Here is a 16414-nt window from a genome sequence, read left to right as displayed (position 1 = left end):
CTTCAAATCGAGACGATTGAGAGTATTCGAGATGATTGAAAGTGTTTTTTTCCGGTTTCCAGTTCTTTTAAAAATTTAACAGCACTGATCAACCTTTTAAGCGGTTGAGAGAGTAACATTTTCCGTCCCTGTGATGCTTCAGGAAAACGATTTTAGATTGTTACAAAGTAAATTGTTACAAAGTAAATTGTTACAAAGTTCCATCATAGTTATACCGGCAAATCCGGATTCAATCCAGACAAGAAATTTTCGATAAAGTCCCCTTGATAAAAATTCCGAACAGGAATTAATGCGTAAGACTTTCAGATTAAAATTCTGAACAGTGATTATGTGATCTATAAATATTGATAACAAGCTAATGTCCAGATTTTTAGACTGAATAGTTGATCTTTCAGCTTCACTTGTGGATATTTAAACATTAATTACTATTTATGCTATATTTATACATTCACGTTCTCTTCTCTTTAACCAAGTTGTTCATTCAGAGACAAAAAACACATACGATGACCTCTATCGGAGATCTGTCATCATAAAATAATGGAGCCTCCTTATCTGTCCTCATAAAGAATGGAGTCTCCTTTAACCTGATCTCCAGATTTGTTATCTAAAATATACCAAAAAGTTAAGGTGAGGAAGAAAGATCAGAAATAAAGAACAGATAAAAGAGAGTAAGCTTTACTCTTTAATTTGCAATATGCTGCCCTGTCAATGTTATGTATTTTCAGATTGCATATTGTAGTCAGATCCTTTTAAAAAATCTTTCCAGGAACTATTTCAAAAATCCCGAAAATAATCCATGAGACAATAATACTCCTGGCTTCTGATTTCTGAGAGTCAGGAATTTGTCTGCTTGCTTTTGAATTTTTTATCCTCAACTTTCTGTAGTACACTTAGAAGTACTTCTCTTGTTATGTTTCCTTTCTTCATAATATAAGAAACGTTTCTATTGAGCTGATCCTTTTCTTCAAACGTTAGTTCCTTTGCAGTACACACGATAACAGGTATATCTATGGTCTCTGGATTTTCTTTGAGGACTTTGATAAGGTCAAAACCTGTAAAATGAGGCATCATCAGGTCAAGAATGATTATATCGGGATGGCCGTTTCTAATCTTATCGACTGCTTCTTTGCCTCCATATGCACAGACAGGTTCGTATCCTTCCTCTTTGATAATGGAACTGAAAAGCTCGACTATTGTTGGTTCGTCGTCCACGATTAAAACCCTGGGGGATGACTTTGCATTTATTGCCCCTTTTACTTTTTGCAGGCTTGATAGGAGGCGTTCTTTTTCCACAGGCTTTATCAGGTGGTCAACTGCACCCCATAAAATGCTGCAGTTTTTTTCATCATTCATGGAGATAACCAGGATAGGAATATCGGACGTTGCAGAATCGTGTTTCAGGTTTTTGAGGATATCCCAGCCGCTCACTCCGGGGAGCATTATGTCAAGAGTAATTACTGAAGGTTTCAGCTCACGTGCAAGCAAAAGAGCCTCCCTCCCGCTGGAAACGGTAACAACTCTGTACCCGGCCTCCGAAAGTGTGATAGTTAAAAGTTCTTTTGCCATTTCGTCGTCTTCAACGACCATCACAAGGTTCTTTTCCCCTGAATCTCCCGAAGGCTCTATAATTTCCGGAAGCCTGCTTTTATTGTTTGCTTCTGGTTTTATGTTTTCTTCTCTTTCGGGCTTTTCAAATGCTGGTTTGTCTGATACATGGTTTTCAGGTACTGTTTTTTCAGCCGGTGAAGAGGCTATTTTTTTGGAAGCATCCGGATTATTTATCCTGGTTTCGGAAGTTATTCCGCATTTCAAAGGCAATTCAAATTCAAAAGTCGAGCCTTTTCCGGGTTCGCTTTCGGCCCACACCCTGCCTCCATGAAGGTTTACGAATTTTTTCACAAGCGCCAGCCCCAGCCCTGTGCCTTCGTAATGGCGGTTAATACTCGCATCTATCTGCCTGAATGGCTGGAAAAGGAGCTTCTGGTTTTCCTCTGAGATTCCTATCCCTGTATCAGAGACACTGATCCTGACAGAATCTTCAGTCTTTAATGCTGAAACAATTACCGAGCCTCTGTCTGGGGTGAATTTTATGGCGTTGCTTACAAGGTTGTAAATGATCTGCTTGAAACGCACCCTGTCGGCATAGACTAAGATTTCAGAATCTACATTGTATTTCATTGAAATGTCCTTCTTCAGGGCAAGAGCAGAGGTTACGGCTCTTGTATCATTAAATACCTCGGACACAGAGAACATCTCAAACTCAAGTTCCATTTTTCCTGCTTCAATTTTGGAAAGGTCAAGAATGTTATTTATGAGAGTCAGGAGATGCTTTCCGCTGTTAGCTATATTATTGAGAAACTTTTTATTCTGCTCACTGAATTCCCCGCTTATTCCGCCCAGCATTACATCCGAAAACCCTATTATCGCAGTAAGGGGAGTCCGCAGTTCATGGCTCATGTTAGTCAGGAACTCGCTCTTGGCACGGTTTGCGCTCTCTGCAGCCAGTTTTGCCTGCAGCAGTTCTTCTTCAGTTTTTTTGCGTTCCGAAAGGTCAATGAAACTTTCTATAAGGTATTCATTTTCCCCTATTTTTACAGGGACAACACTCTTCAGGACGGGAAACGATTCCCCTTTTCCGTTGAGAAGCATCCTTTCAGACTTATCTACGGACTGCTTGAAGTCTGTTATCGGACATTTCCCTTCCTCAACAGGGCAAATGAACTTATGACAGACGTTTCCTGTGAGCCTGTGCCCTGGAAGTCCTATTGCTTCTACTGCTGCTGGATTCGCATCTACAATTTCGTGCGTGGAGGCATCTACAAGCAGGATACCGCAAAGTGCATTGTCTATTATTTTTTTGAGCCTTTCCCGGCTTTCACGTTCATTTTTTTCAGCTTTTTTACGTGTGGTTATATCCCTTGCAACACACTGTATTTCTCCTTCCTCAAGGCTCAGGAAGGAAGAGCTGACCTCCACATCAATAACCTCTCCATTCTGCTTCCGAAATTTCATTTCAAAACATGCACTCCCGTTTTCGAGGGTTGTTTTCAGGGCATCTCTAACTGCCGGTAGATCTTTTTCAGACAACAGAGACCCAATTGAGATATTATCAAGCTCCCTCGCACCCAGTCCGAAGGCTTCACGTCCTTTTTTATTGAGGTCCAGGACTTTTTCACCGTTAAGAATTATGATCGCATCATTTGAATGTTCAAAGAGAGCCCTGTATCTTTTATCTTTTTCTTTGAGGCTTTCTTCTGTCTTCTCCTGAAGCACCAGAGCATTTTCAAGTTCCATCCAGCGCCTCAGGGAAAAAATTCCAAGAGCAAAAGCGAGATAGACTGAGAGAGTGAGAAGACCCCCAAGTTTCCGGGGATTGTATTCTTCAACAAATAAAACAATGGATTCGAAAAGGCCAAAATACGAGGCAAAGAATGTGAATAAGAGACCGACAGCTAGAATAATGAACAGTTCATTCGATTTTTTCCCAAATAGACCCTTGAAAAGATCTGGCATTATATAAACCCCATAAGTAAAGATAATACTCTTGATTCCAGTTTTCACTTCATGCAATGAATTTTTCTACAACAGATTTAAACCTCTGGATGTCGATGGGCTTGGAAATATAAGCACTGCACCCTGCTTTCAGAAACTTCTCCTCATCTCCACGCATGGCATGGGCTGTAAAAGCAACAACAGGGATTTCCTCTGTCCCAGGGTCTTCTTTTAATATTTTTAGTACCTCTGCCCCATCAATCCCGGGTAACTGTATATCTAATAATATTAAGTTTAATTTATATTTTTTACAAAGTCTTAAGGCTGTAATCCCATCATAAGCTTCCAGTGACTCATACCCGAATGAGAGCAATAAAGTCCTGACAAGTTCCATAATTAACGGATTGTCTTCAACAACAAGTATATTTTTCACAGGCAACGGCCTCCGTATTATTTTTCCCCCTAACTTTCGCAGCCTTACATGAACTTACATGCATTATTTTTTTACCGGAATAAATATTCCCTTAAAAGAAATTCGTTAAACTTACTAATATTTATTGGTATATTTAATTTAGTTATTTAAATAAGTTTCAGTATTAATTCAAATAAATATATTTATATTGCCATTATCGGGGCATGGTGGTCTATGTACCACCGTAAAGTGAAAATAAATCGCAGGATGAACCTGAAAAATTCACTCGGCGTGAGTCTCAAAAAATTAGCCCGGAGAATATCTTAAAAAAGAATTTAGAGAAGGTCTCAAAAACAGTTATCCAGCGTAAATCTCAATAACAATATCCAGAATATATCTTAAAAATAGTCATCCAGGGCAAATCTTAATAAGATGGGCTTACAGCAGTTTTCACTATATTACTATATTGATACTTAATATATTGATATATTTCACTAATAAACACTTTGTTAATATTTTTTTACCATCTGTTTTTTATGCGAAAAGCACGTTTACGCTTTTACTTTAAGGTAGAGAGTTCTTACTCAACTCCAGAGGAGCAGGGGTAGTTCACAATCTTTCTGAACGAATTGCTTAAGCCCTTTTTTGCAGTGATTTTTATTTGCAGTTATTAAAGTTCCTGTCCGACATAATAAAATTTACCTGAAGATTTGATTCACCTTTAAGATTCGATTTGTCTGAGGCTTCGATTTACATATGAGATTGGATTTGTCTGAAGAATTCAATCTACCTCTAAGATTGGATTTATTTACCTTTAAGATTGGATTTGTCTGAAGAATTCAATCCACCTGAAAATTAGATTTAGTGAAGATTCAATTTATCTGAAAAATACTGCTGATCATCATGTCTGCTAAAATACCTGATATATATGCTAAAAATTTAATCTGTACTCCCCCGGAAATCCTTTCTCCTGCTGGAGATCATGAAGCCCTGCTTGGAGCGATAAAAGGAGGAGCTGATGCTGTCTACCTTGGGGTCGGCGAATTCAATGCCCGTCAGGGAGCTAAAAATTTCACCATTGATGACCTGGAAGCTGCCGTTGACCTTGCACATTCGCACGGAGTCCGTGTATACCTTGCCCTGAACATCCCTCTCAAACAAAAAGAACTTCAGCATGCCCTTGATATTGTGGACCGTGCATACGCAGCCGGGATAGATGCAGTTATCCTGCAGGACCTCGGGCTTCTCAGGCTTTTAAACGAAATCTATCCTGACCTGAGCCTTCACGCAAGCACGCAGATGACCATCCACAGCAAAGAAGGAGTTGACTTTGTAGCGGGGCTGGGAGCAAAAAGGGTGATAGTTTCAAGGGAACTCACCACAGCTGAGGTAAAAGATATTGTAGACAACTCTGGAGTGGATATTGAAGTCTTTGTCCACGGAGCCCTCTGCTATTCCTACTCGGGCAAATGCCTCTTCAGCAGTTTCCTGCACGACAGAAGCGCAAACAGGGGAGCCTGTGCCCAGCCGTGCAGACGGAGGTACAGGTTTCTGGTAAACGATAGGGAAATTGACGAAAAATATGTCGCAGGCAGCTATCCCATAAGCTGTGCCGAACTTTCCACCCTCACAGGGATTGAAGACATAATAAAAACCGGAGTTGTAAGCCTTAAAATTGAAGGCAGGATGAAAAAACCCGAATATGTGACTGCAAGTGCTGCCGCTTACAAAACCGCAGTTGAAAAGATCTGCACCCGTGGAGAAAAACCTACAAGGGCGGAGCTTGAAGCGGGGGAAGCCGAGCTTGCAAAACTTTTTTACAGGGGATTTACCAGGGGCTTCATACTGGGGGAAAAAGGAGTATCTCATCCCAAATACAGCTCAAATTATGGGGCGTTCCTTGGGAAAGTCCTGGACATTTCCCGCTCAAAAGGAAGTACAAAACTTACAGTCCGGCTTGAAGAGAATATTCAGGTAAAAGACGGCATAAGCATCTTTACAAGAGAAAGGATGCTTGGCTCTGCAGTAACCGGAATTGTCACTATTTCAGGCGAGCACGTAAAAAGTGCAAAAAAAGGCGAGAAAGTCGGGCTTGAGATAAGTTCAAAAACAGGCAGAGCAGTCCAGAGAGGAGATGAACTCTATCTCACAACAGACACGCAGCTCCTTGATACCCTCCAGAAAACAAAACTGAAAACTATCCCTGTAAGCCTGAGGGCAAATGCCAGGAAGGGAGAGAAATTTGCGGTCGAGATAAGAAAGGAAATCGACAAAAGAGAAGAAAAAGAAAAAAGAGAAGAAAAAGAAAAAGGCAGCAAAACCGAAGATACCTCTTATGCGGAATTTGCTGATGATTATATCGTCCAGAGAGCTGAAAAAGCGCCAACAACCGAAGAGCAGATAAGAAAAGCAATGGAGAGCCTTGGAGACACTCCTTTTGAAGCCGCTTCAGTTGAGATAGAAGCTGATGAAAATATCTTTATCCCTGTCGGCGTGCTGAAGAATACGAGGCGAAAGGCTGCTGATCTCCTGCTCGAAAAAATCCTGAAGACAAATAAAAAAGAGCAAAAATGCCCTGACCTGGAAGGTTTCAATCACCTGTGCTCTTTAGAAGGCGATGCCGGGAGTAAAAATGAAGCAGCCCGGATAAGTGCAGTCGGCATGAAAAAGGAAGGGAGAGGGTTAAGAGACACAGCTTCAAAGAAACTCCTTCTGAGCGTTGAAGTGCAGAATATTCCTTCTCTCTTGCAGGCAGCCTCAGCCGGGGCTGATATTGCTTATATCCCGATTTCTTTCTTTGAAGTACTGATGTCTCCCAACAGTGCTGATAGGCTTGAGGATTTGAAAGCAGAAAAAACAGAACTGGTTTTCAGGATCCCCAGAATTACGCACGATCGGGAACTGGGGGGATTAAAACCCCTTCTGGAAAAAGTAAGAGACGCTGGTTTTACAGTGGCATGTTCAAATCTGGGAGCATCACAGCTTGCAAAAAAGCTTTCCATACCTTTTGTTGCCCAGAAAGATCTCAATATCTTCAATGCCTTTACTGCAAGCACCTTCTACCAGGCAGGTGCATACAGGGTAACCCTTTCGAGCGAACTGAACCTGAGCGAAATAAAAAACGTCTGTGAGACGCTCCAGGCATGTGAGGTTTCAGGCCAGACCGAAGTTTTAGTTTACGGCAGGGAATTGATGCTTATTACGGAAAATGACCTCTTAAAGCCCCTTGTTGACAGGAAGATGATAAGAAAAGAAAGCGAGGTACTCCTTGTCGATCAGAGTGGCTCCGAATTTCCTGTCCAGCGCCTTGGCACCAGAACTCTGATCTATAATTCGAAGGTACTTGATATGCTGAAGTATGTTAAGAATATGAAAGGGTACGGCGTGGACGTGCTCAGGCTTGACCTTTCGCTCAATACCCCTACCGAGGTAAAAGAGATTACAAAAGTGTATAAACAGGCTATTGCAGGAGAAGAGGTAAAATTGAAGCCTGCAAGAGGGATTGAATATACGACAGGGCATTATTTTAAGGGAGTTTAATTACCCGAATTGTGCCTCGCCCGAATTGTGCCTCGCCCGAATTGTGCCTCGCCCGAATTGTGCCTCGGGATCACAGGAAATCGGAGATTTCCTGGGAGTTGCACTGCAAGTGCAACAGCACGAAGTCTATTTCACTCGCTTCGCTCGTTCAACAACAGGGAAACGAGAGAAATCCCTGATAGAAAAAGCCTGTAAGGATTGAGGAATAACTTTCTTTACTAAGAACCCGAAAAAAGAAACCTGTTTGCTAGTTGCAGCACAACTATCTCAAGGATAAATAAGAAAAATATTTGTAATACCTGACTGATATGTATAAGTGAATGCTTATATACTTATAATTGAGAGGTAAATTTGTGAAAGGTCATATCAAAAACATGGCTGAAGTTCTCAAAGCCCTTGGTGATGAAAAAAGACTAAAAATAATAAAAATATTTGCTTCTAATAATAACGAAACCTTTTGTGTTTCTGATGTAGCTAAACAACTTAACATTTCTCAACCTGCCACATCTCAGCATATAAAGGTTTTAAAGAATATTGGAATACTTGAAGAAAATCGAAGAGGTTTTAGAGTCTTTTATAAAATTAATTCCGATGTGTTGGCTGAATATAGAAAGGACATAGATGAATTATTTAAGACAGCCTTTGAGAGATGCCAATATAACTTTTCTTGTGACAAATGTCCTTATAATAATAATAATAATAATAATAATAATAATAATAATAATAATAATAATAATAATAATAATAATAATAATAAACATCAGTAAGCGGATATTGCTTCTTGATTATAAGTATTCGAGTGTTAATGAATATATAATGTCTTGACTATAAGTATTTGCCTATAATCTTATAGAGAATGGAACTATAATTATATGAACTGATCCGTAAATATCGCAGGCTCGTGTGTGGCTCAGCATTCCTATCGCGCTTTCAAGATTAACAAAAAGGAGATTTACAAGATGTTGTTTTCAATCGTCGTTCATCAGATGATCCTTTTCTTCAGTATTCTTCTAGTCGGAAATGTGGCGGCTAAGCAGGGTGTTATCCAGGAAAATTATCTACCGGATCTTGCCAAACTGGTTTCAAAGATCTTTCTGCCTGTGCTGATCTTTTATATGACCTATGCCGGAACGACAAGGCAGATGGTCTGGGAGAATGCCGCAATGATCGGTCTTGCGGCTCTGTTTTATGTGGTCATTTCAGCCGTTACCTGGATTATAGCAAAAGGGCTTCGCCCGGCCGGCGACAAAGCAAAGGTTTTTCAGTTTGCGTTCATTTTCGGAAACACCGGATTTGTCGGTGTACCGCTGCTTATAGCTCTATTTCCGAAGGACGGCATTTTGTATCTAGCGTTGTTCAGTATTGTTGATCAACTCCTGTTCTGGACTTATGGGGTGTATCTTGCAACTGCATCCGATAAAAAAGCGAAAATAACATTAAAGAGCTTTGTGAACCCCAACATCGTTGCAATTGCTTTGGCACTCATCTTCATTATGATCGGTGCAAAGCTGCCGACAGTCATTGATGATACACTTCAGACGATCAAAAACGCGGTAGGTGCTATGGCCATGATCTATCTGGGCGCTTTGATCTTCTACTCCGACTGGAAGACCGCATTCAAAACAAAAGATCTGTATTTCGGCATTGTTGTTAAAATGATCATTTTGCCGATCCTTTTGGGCAAGCTCCTGTTGATGACGGGTCTGCCGAATAACATGATCTGGTCCATGATCATCCTGATGTCCCTGCCGACGATGACGGTCGTGCCAATGATCGCAAAGCTATACGGACACGAAGGTGCCTACGCCGCTGGGATAACGGCTGCAACGCTGGCTGTAAGTATAGTGACGATTCCCGTGGTGGTGTTTTTTACAACGTGACTTACGGAAAAGTAGATTCTTCTATACTTACTACATTTGCCTTAAATTTGGAATAAATGCATTATGAGAAACTTTCTATCTGTATTAATTCTTTAAAAAAACTTATGATGAAAAAAATAAGAAATGAGATTATATTTATAAATATTTATTTATAAAATATTCACCAAACTTGGGCTTAAAAACTAAATTAAATTTGGCAAAAAAATGAACAGTGAGAATACCAACAATCAATTAAATGAGAATAATACTTATGAGGATCTCATGAGCAAAATCATAAACATGGGTTTCTCTCTCATTTTCACGGGCACAGCAATACTCATGGAAAGGTAGATCCCTCTACACTTGCTACGAGTAAAGGTCTCCGAGTTCTTAAATGGTCATTTATAGGAATGATGGTAACAGCGATTCTGCAATTTATCATTGTTTTTATGTCTGGAAGTGTTGCCCTTCTTGCGGACACAATTCATAATTTTGGGGACTCTGCAACTGCAATTCCCCTTGCAATAGTTTTTTTGATGGCTTGACCAGTCTTGCAGTACTTATAGGAGCAATAGGAGTATGGTTAGGATATCCAATAATTGATCCCCTTATTGGTCTGCTGATTATAGTTGCTATTCTGAAAATAGTTATTGATACAAGTAAGCCTGTATTTATTCGTCTTCTTGATGGTGTTGAGCCTGAGACCATCGATAAAGTAAAAAGTATTGCTGAAAGCGTCGATGGGGTTTGCGAAGTCACGGATCTCAGAGTTCGCTGGATAGGGCATAGGCTTCATGCAGAGATCAACATTTCTGTTTCGCCTTCGCTTTCAGTTGAAGAAGGGCACGAAATTGCCAATAGAACAAGAGAAAAGCTTCTGAAGAGTTTGCCACATATTTCAGGTACTAATATTCATGTAGATCCCAGCACAGCTCCCGGCGAATGCTTCCACTTTGTGCCCGTTTTACAGAAGGCAGCCACTAATAAAAGAACCTGATTTGCATAAAAAATGAGGTTTATGAGAAAGTATTGAGGTTCAGAGCATTATTTTTTCTTTGCACCATTGTGTAAGTTTATTTGGAAAATATTATAAAAAAATACAATGTTCTATGTGCTCTATGATTCAATGAGACCTACAAGCTTCATATACCATGCTGCTGCAGTGTTTACTCTAAATTTTAGCTATAATCTTGTTGATAAAAAATAAATTAGTAACTATTCAGGGTATAGTTAACGGCGCTCTCTTGAGCGCCGCTATAATACCCTCCAAAACAGGTAATCCGTTCTTTCTAATTGTAGAGATGTAAGCTCTAATTCTGCAGAAAGCTTCCGCTCCTTGTATAGTTCTGAAAGTTCCTGATATTTTCTGCTGTAATTTCATCATCCTGATATCTCTTTCTGCTTGATTATTCTCAAACGGAACTTTCAAATCTGTCAGGAATCTCAGAATATTTTCTTTGTGTTCTATAAACCTATCTAGCAGATTCCTTGCTTTTGTTTTTGGATTTTTTCCACGTTTTCCTTTCTTTTCAGGATTTAGAGATTGTGGATTTTCTTCAATTCCTTTAATTATGATAGCATCGAACCTTTCTTCCAATGCTTTAATTTGCTCAAAATCCAGTTCTTTGACTTGATCCTTGCATTCGTCGGTATACTTTTTCATCTCAGTGAGCAATTCATTCATTTCTTTAGCCCACTGCTGTTTATAGTTCTCTTCAATTCCAGTAAGTTCTCTCTGTAAATGAGCATTACAGAGAGCATGATCACAGTCATAAACGTTGTAAGGTTTCCATCCGTCGTGAACTGCTACTCCCTTAAACTCCGGAAGAATACCCATAGCGTCTATTGCTTCTGCTCCTCTTTTTGAGTGAGGTAAATAACAGGTGTATTTCTCATTAGAAGCTACATGAAGCCAGTGTCTTTTTCCTTCAATCTTCATACCAGTTTCATCAAAATTGATTACAGGCGAGGCTAATAACTTCTCTCTAATAACGTTTTCAAATTCCTCTAAATTCTGGAAACATTCTCTTTCTGCTCTAATTATCGTAGCAGGACAGATTTTTATTCCCATTATGTCCTCAAAAAATTCGGAAATTCTTTCATAGGGGATAAAATGGTGATTTTTACAGTAAATAGCTGAAGCTAAAATATTTGGACCATACTGAACTGGATATTTAACTGATTCAGGAAAAACAGCTTTATTTATTTTTCCACAGTAAGGGCAGGTCTTTATCTGACTTTTGTGTTCTGTAACAATCAGATTTACAGGAGGAATATCAAAGACCTGTCTTTTCTCATAGGCTTCAACTTCAACATTCTCAAGAGTATGGCCACATTCTTTGCAGCAACTCAAAGAATGTTCTATTACCTACTCAGGATGATCAACCATTTCAAGAGTTGTTCCTGGATGACCATCTTGACCTCCAGGTTTTTTGCCACTCTTTTTACGGAGACTCTTGGGGTTAGGTTTCTCCTTGATAAAAAAATCAGTAGAAGGAGGGCGACTGCTGTTACGACTGTTTTGGTTTAAACGAGATTCTAATACCTTTACACGTTCTTCGAGTTCAGCAATACGAATAGATTGTTCTTCTATGATAGTCTCAAGCCTCTGGATTACAGAAATTACAGCTTCAGGACCAGCGTCATAAATGATAAGAATCTCTTCACGTGTAAGCATAATAACGAAAGGAAATAGGATTCAATTTATATGCAATTTTTCCTCGAAAAGAGGAAAAATTGTAGCCTTTCAAAGGCTCTACCTGAATAGTTACATAAATTAATTACTAAAAAGCAGATAAACTTACAAATTATCATAAATTTATATGTGTTTATAACACGGTTGACTATTTTCTCAAGATCGCCTGAATTTGATTACTCTCAATAATTTACTTTATAAAGCCGTCTCTGCGAGGCATATTCTGGAAATAGTAATAAAAATGAGTGATTTTTTGCTAAAAATATGAATCTTCCAGTAAAGACTTTTTCATGCTTTTTTGTCCCGCTCGACGCAGGAGAGTGGCCTTTACCAAAAAGCAAAAAGAAGATAATGGACAAACAGTGATCTAATGCCCTATCTATTTCAAGTATTTTATGCTCATCCCTTCAACTATTTTCTAATTTTTATGAAGGGCTGTCAGACAAGCTGGCTGGGGCTTCTATAATATATTGATTCAAAAAGGTTCAGGAGGTTAGGGAATTTTTATCCTTAACCCAGAGCCTTTCTGATTTTTCCCATTTTGGTGAGAGTTGAACATACAAGCTGCGAGACTTCTTCATCCATGCAGTTTCCTTTCGTTCCTGCCTGCAAAAGGTCTGGCTGCATCATTTCGAGCAGGATGCGGTACGAGGGTTCTGGCTGGACTTTAAGGCTGAAAGTGTCGCGCAAGACCTCAACGTCTTTGCGGATTTCTTTCAGGCAGGCTTCTGGAAGGAAGCGGGAAGCTACATTGAGGTCCAGGTAGCCGGATGCAAAGCTCAGGTCACTGGCAAGGGAAGGGAAATATTTCTTAAGCAGCCTTTCACAGGATTCTTCTCCCAGCTTTTCCCTGGCTTCTTCAAGGGCTGTGCCCGTGCCTATAAACTCCGGAGGCAGGCCTATAGAATAAAGCGCACCTGTGAACTTAATAGCCCGTGGAAGGTTCAGGTCTTCTGCAGGCATACTCGCGCTGAGCTCTTTTCCGACATCCTTCCGGCAGAGGCATACCAGGCCTGAAATATCGGGAACATTCCTCGAATAACCTCCTGTCCCTTTATGCATAAGGCGGTCCCGCTGCTGAGGTAGGAGGCCTGCAAGCTGGTTTATGGTGCAGGACATTTCACGGATAATGCGGTTATACCTTGCCCCGAAAATTCCTATAAGGTTTACAATCTCTTCTTTTTCTTCGCCGGAATAGATTTCTGGAGATTCCGGAAGCCTCTCTTCTGCAAGGCGTACCAGGGCTTCAGCTTCTCCTTTATCGTGGCTGTACCTGAGAGCTGACTGGAGGGTGATTGTCCCTATGCCCCGATATTCCCTGAAAAAGTTTTCAGCATTTTTCAGGCTCAGGTGCCCTCTAAAAGGCAGAGTCCCTGCTCCGAATATGATGCCTGTGCTGGTGTCAAGTTCTAAGTCCATTTCGGAAATCCCGCTTATGGCGTATTTGCATGAGAGCGTACTTGCCACGTGCCCGAAAGAGAGGGCAGAATCGGATTTGCCCAGGAATACCCTGAATTTTTCCGGTGCAGCTCCAAACCGTTTTTCCCAGGAAAGGAGTGTGTTTTCTGCAAGTTCTTTTGCATGAAGCAGGGCAGGAGCATCCTCTATCAGGGGAATTATACGTGGGACCTCCATTGCAACACCGAATTCTTTTTTTGCAAGTTCGCCCACATCTACCATGTGCTGCTGAGCGTCAAGAATTTCCCCTACCGTGCCTGTCATTGGGTGAACAAATTCGTTAATTGCCTGCACATCCGAATATTCAAGGGCTCCGTGGTTGGCTTCGGCAATGGACATCATGACCATAAGCTGCCTGAACCGGTTTTCCTGAGCTGCGCTCGGAGCACGCGGAGTAATGAAAATGTCTTTTCCGGGTATAAGGTCCGTTTCTTCTATGAATCTGGATACTATCTGGACGTTCTGGTGGTAAGGAGTTGCCTTCCCTTCATAATCCGGCATATATTCGTCACAGCCGAATACCACCGCAGCTTCAATGGCTTCACCGGGTTCTTCCTGCGTGGAGATATATTTTGATGCAGAGTCCGGGTGCTGCGTGCACATTACTTTCGGATAGGTTGCTTTTTTGCTCATGAAACTGTACCCTCGCTGCCTGACAGGGGCAACTTCTAAATTTCTTCATTTTTCAATTCTTTTTATCGGCTGACATATTAATTGTCAGTTCTGCTATATTGTCAACCTTCAAATAATTCCAAAATGGCAGCGGTAAAGAGCGTTTACTCAGTAATAAACCTTTTCGTTGACAATAAGTTAACGTTAAAATCTGAAGTTTAAAACTATTCTCTGTATTTCATCAAAAATAGTAATCCTGTACCAGAAAAATAACAGTGCAAGAAAAAGCCCGTCTCTGAACTCCCCAAACTTCCTGCATTTTCTATTCAGCGGTTTTATCTATCTTCAGGCTCCTGATATGTTCTTAGTTAGTATAGGCTTCGATACTGATACCTATTTCGAAACTGTCTGCTATATATGATTTACAATCACATAGAAAAGAGTATCTTAATGATAGCGGTATTAAAAAGATATCTTTCTTAAGAAAAATAAAAGGCATAAAAAGATATCTTTCTTAAGAACAATAAAAGGTATAAAAAGATATCTTTCTTAAGAACAATAAAAGGTATAAAAAGATATCTTTCTTAAGAACAATAAAAGGTATAAAAACTGCAGAAAAAAATTGAATAAAGGGAAAGCTGGAAGCTAATAGTTTAAACATATATGAGGTGAAATTTTATGTTCTGTAATCAATGTCAGGAAGCGCTTAACGTAATAGGGTGTACTAAAAACGGCGTATGCGGCAAAAAAGGGGAAGTTGCAGACCTGCAGGACAGGCTTTTATACGTCCTTAAAAGCGTCTCTTATTATAACCTGAAGGCAAGAGAACTGGGCCTTAATGAGGAAACAGCCGACAAAATTGTACTTGACGCTTTCTTTGCAACTCTTACGAACACTAACTTTGACAAACAGGCAATTGAATCCTATATAAAGAAAGGGTTTGAGATCCGTGACTCCATTAAGGCAAAACTGCCAGCCGGAACTCTGCCTGCCGAAGAAGACCTCCCTGATGTGGCAAAGGTCACCCCCGAAAACATAACAGGGATGGATGTCGCTGTCCACTCCACGCAAAACGAAGATGTCCGGTCTCTTAGAGAATTGCTGACATATGGAATGAAGGGAATGGCTGCATATGCACACCACGCCTATATCCTCGGGTATAAAGACGAAGAGATCTTTAAATTCATTGAAAAAGGGCTGGTTGCCACAACAGACGACACCATAGGTGTGGATGACCTTATCGGCCTTGTTCTTGAATGCGGGCAAAAAGGCGTATCAGTACTTGCACTGCTTGATAAGGCAAACACCGAGACCTATGGTAGCCCCGAGCCGACTGCAGTCAATATTGGCGTAAGGGGAAATCCGGGAATCCTCATCAGCGGGCATGACCTTCTGGACCTTGAACAGCTCCTTGAGCAGACAAAGGGAACAGGAATCGATGTCTACACTCACGGAGAGATGCTTCCCGCAAACTCATATCCTGCCTTTAAGAAGTACGACAATTTTGCGGGCAACTATGGTAACGCCTGGTGGAGACAGAATGAGGAGTTTGAAAAGTTTAACGGCCCAGTCCTCATGACCACAAATTGCATAATCCCGCCAAGAGAGTCATACAGAAACAGGATCTACACGACCGGGGTTGTGGGCTTTGAAGGGCTTCCACATATCCACGAAAAAGAAGACGGAACAAAAGATTTCACCTCCCTTATAGAACAGGCAAAAATGAGCAAGCCCCCTGAACAACTGGAAAGCGGGACAATCATGGGAGGCTTTGCACATGAAGCAGCCTTATCGGTTGCGGATAAGATCATAGATGCCGTAAAAACAGGAAAAATCAGCAGGTTCATGGTCATGGCAGGCTGTGACGGAAGGCACAAGGAAAGGGCATATTACACCGAGTTTGCAAAAGCCCTTCCAGAAAACACAGTAATCCTGACCGCAGGCTGTGCAAAATACCGCTACAACAAGCTCGACCTGGGCGACATCGGAGGAATTCCGAGAGTTCTCGACGCCGGGCAGTGCAACGACTGTTACTCGCTTGTGGTAATAGCCCAGAAGCTTGCAGAAGCCTTCGGGCTTGAGGACATAAATGACCTTCCTATCTCTTACAACATTGCCTGGTATGAGCAGAAAGCCGTACTTGTCCTGCTCGCCCTTCTGAGCCTCGGAGTGAAAAACATAGTCCTCGGCCCGACCCTTCCGGCTTTTGTCTCTCCGAATGTTCTCAAGGTACTGGTTGATAACTTCAATATCAGACCCAACACAACTGTAGAAGAAGATATGAAAGTCCTGCTGGGTTGAGCGGGTAAAAGCATTCCTGAAGTTTGAGACCGATAGATCAAATTT

General features: G+C 40.9%; 9 protein-coding genes and 1 pseudogene. 6 read left to right on the top strand and 4 right to left on the bottom strand.

Annotated elements, in window-relative coordinates; translation table 11 throughout:
* Positions 1-834 precede the first annotated feature (834 nt).
* Positions 835-3513: a hybrid sensor histidine kinase/response regulator gene (locus tag MSMAS_RS07870; RefSeq protein WP_011035100.1), complete on the bottom strand. Its 2679-nt coding sequence runs from the start codon at positions 3511-3513 to the stop codon at positions 835-837.
* Positions 3514-3562: 49 nt separating this feature from the next.
* A complete protein-coding gene (locus MSMAS_RS07865) occupies positions 3563-3925 on the bottom strand; it encodes a response regulator (protein WP_048046945.1) in 363 nt (120 codons plus the stop codon).
* An 882-nt stretch (positions 3926-4807) separates the two neighbouring features.
* Between MSMAS_RS07865 and MSMAS_RS07860 the strand changes: the two genes are divergently transcribed.
* The 5 genes from MSMAS_RS07860 to MSMAS_RS19915 all read left to right on the top strand — a co-directional run bounded on the left by MSMAS_RS07860 (position 4808) and on the right by MSMAS_RS19915 (position 10300).
* A complete protein-coding gene (locus MSMAS_RS07860) occupies positions 4808-7444 on the top strand; it encodes a DUF3656 domain-containing U32 family peptidase (RefSeq protein ID WP_048046420.1) in 2637 nt (878 codons plus the stop codon).
* The gene (locus MSMAS_RS18765; protein ID WP_155395356.1) at positions 7407-7646 is read left to right on the top strand and encodes a hypothetical protein; all 240 of its coding nucleotides are present in this window, start codon (positions 7407-7409) and stop codon (positions 7644-7646) included. The genes MSMAS_RS07860 and MSMAS_RS18765 overlap by 38 nt, the downstream gene beginning before the upstream one ends.
* Before the next feature lie 151 nt (positions 7647-7797).
* Positions 7798-8211, top strand: a complete 414-nt coding sequence (locus tag MSMAS_RS17860) for an ArsR/SmtB family transcription factor (RefSeq protein WP_052728058.1) — start codon at positions 7798-7800, stop codon at positions 8209-8211.
* 138 nt (positions 8212-8349) lie between these two features.
* Complete coding sequence (locus tag MSMAS_RS07850) at positions 8350-9324, top strand: AEC family transporter (protein WP_152558041.1); 975 nt, start codon at positions 8350-8352, stop codon at positions 9322-9324.
* Positions 9325-9844: 520 nt separating this feature from the next.
* Positions 9845-10300 (top strand): cation diffusion facilitator family transporter, encoded by a 456-nt coding sequence (locus tag MSMAS_RS19915; protein WP_011035106.1) that lies wholly within the window; start codon positions 9845-9847, stop codon positions 10298-10300.
* 222 nt (positions 10301-10522) lie between these two features.
* Here MSMAS_RS19915 and MSMAS_RS07840 read toward each other — a convergent pair.
* A pseudogene (locus MSMAS_RS07840) lies at positions 10523-11980 on the bottom strand (IS66-like element ISMma15 family transposase).
* A 528-nt stretch (positions 11981-12508) separates the two neighbouring features.
* Positions 12509-14089 (bottom strand): phosphoenolpyruvate carboxylase, encoded by a 1581-nt coding sequence (ppcA, locus tag MSMAS_RS07830; RefSeq protein WP_048046418.1) that lies wholly within the window; start codon positions 14087-14089, stop codon positions 12509-12511.
* Between the two features lie 657 nt (positions 14090-14746).
* Between ppcA and hcp the strand changes: the two genes are divergently transcribed.
* Positions 14747-16369 (top strand): hydroxylamine reductase, encoded by a 1623-nt coding sequence (hcp, locus tag MSMAS_RS07825; protein WP_011035108.1) that lies wholly within the window; start codon positions 14747-14749, stop codon positions 16367-16369.
* Positions 16370-16414: the final 45 nt, after the last annotated feature.

It is taken from the genome of Methanosarcina mazei S-6, assembly GCF_000970205.1.
Taxonomy (GTDB): domain Archaea; phylum Halobacteriota; class Methanosarcinia; order Methanosarcinales; family Methanosarcinaceae; genus Methanosarcina; species Methanosarcina mazei.
Note: the sequence above shows the minus strand (reverse complement) of the source record. Positions and strands in the feature narration are given on the sequence as shown.

What these genes read in the sequence shown, in the direction of transcription:
- MSMAS_RS07870 (WP_011035100.1), bottom strand. Translation starts at nt 3,513, where the DNA reads ATGCCAGATCTTTTCAAGGGTCTATTTGGGAAAAAATCGAATGAACTG.
- hcp (WP_011035108.1), top strand. Translation starts at nt 14,747, where the DNA reads ATGTTCTGTAATCAATGTCAGGAAGCGCTTAACGTAATAGGGTGTACT.
- MSMAS_RS07860 (WP_048046420.1), top strand. Translation starts at nt 4,808, where the DNA reads ATGTCTGCTAAAATACCTGATATATATGCTAAAAATTTAATCTGTACT.
- ppcA (WP_048046418.1), bottom strand. Translation starts at nt 14,089, where the DNA reads ATGAGCAAAAAAGCAACCTATCCGAAAGTAATGTGCACGCAGCACCCG.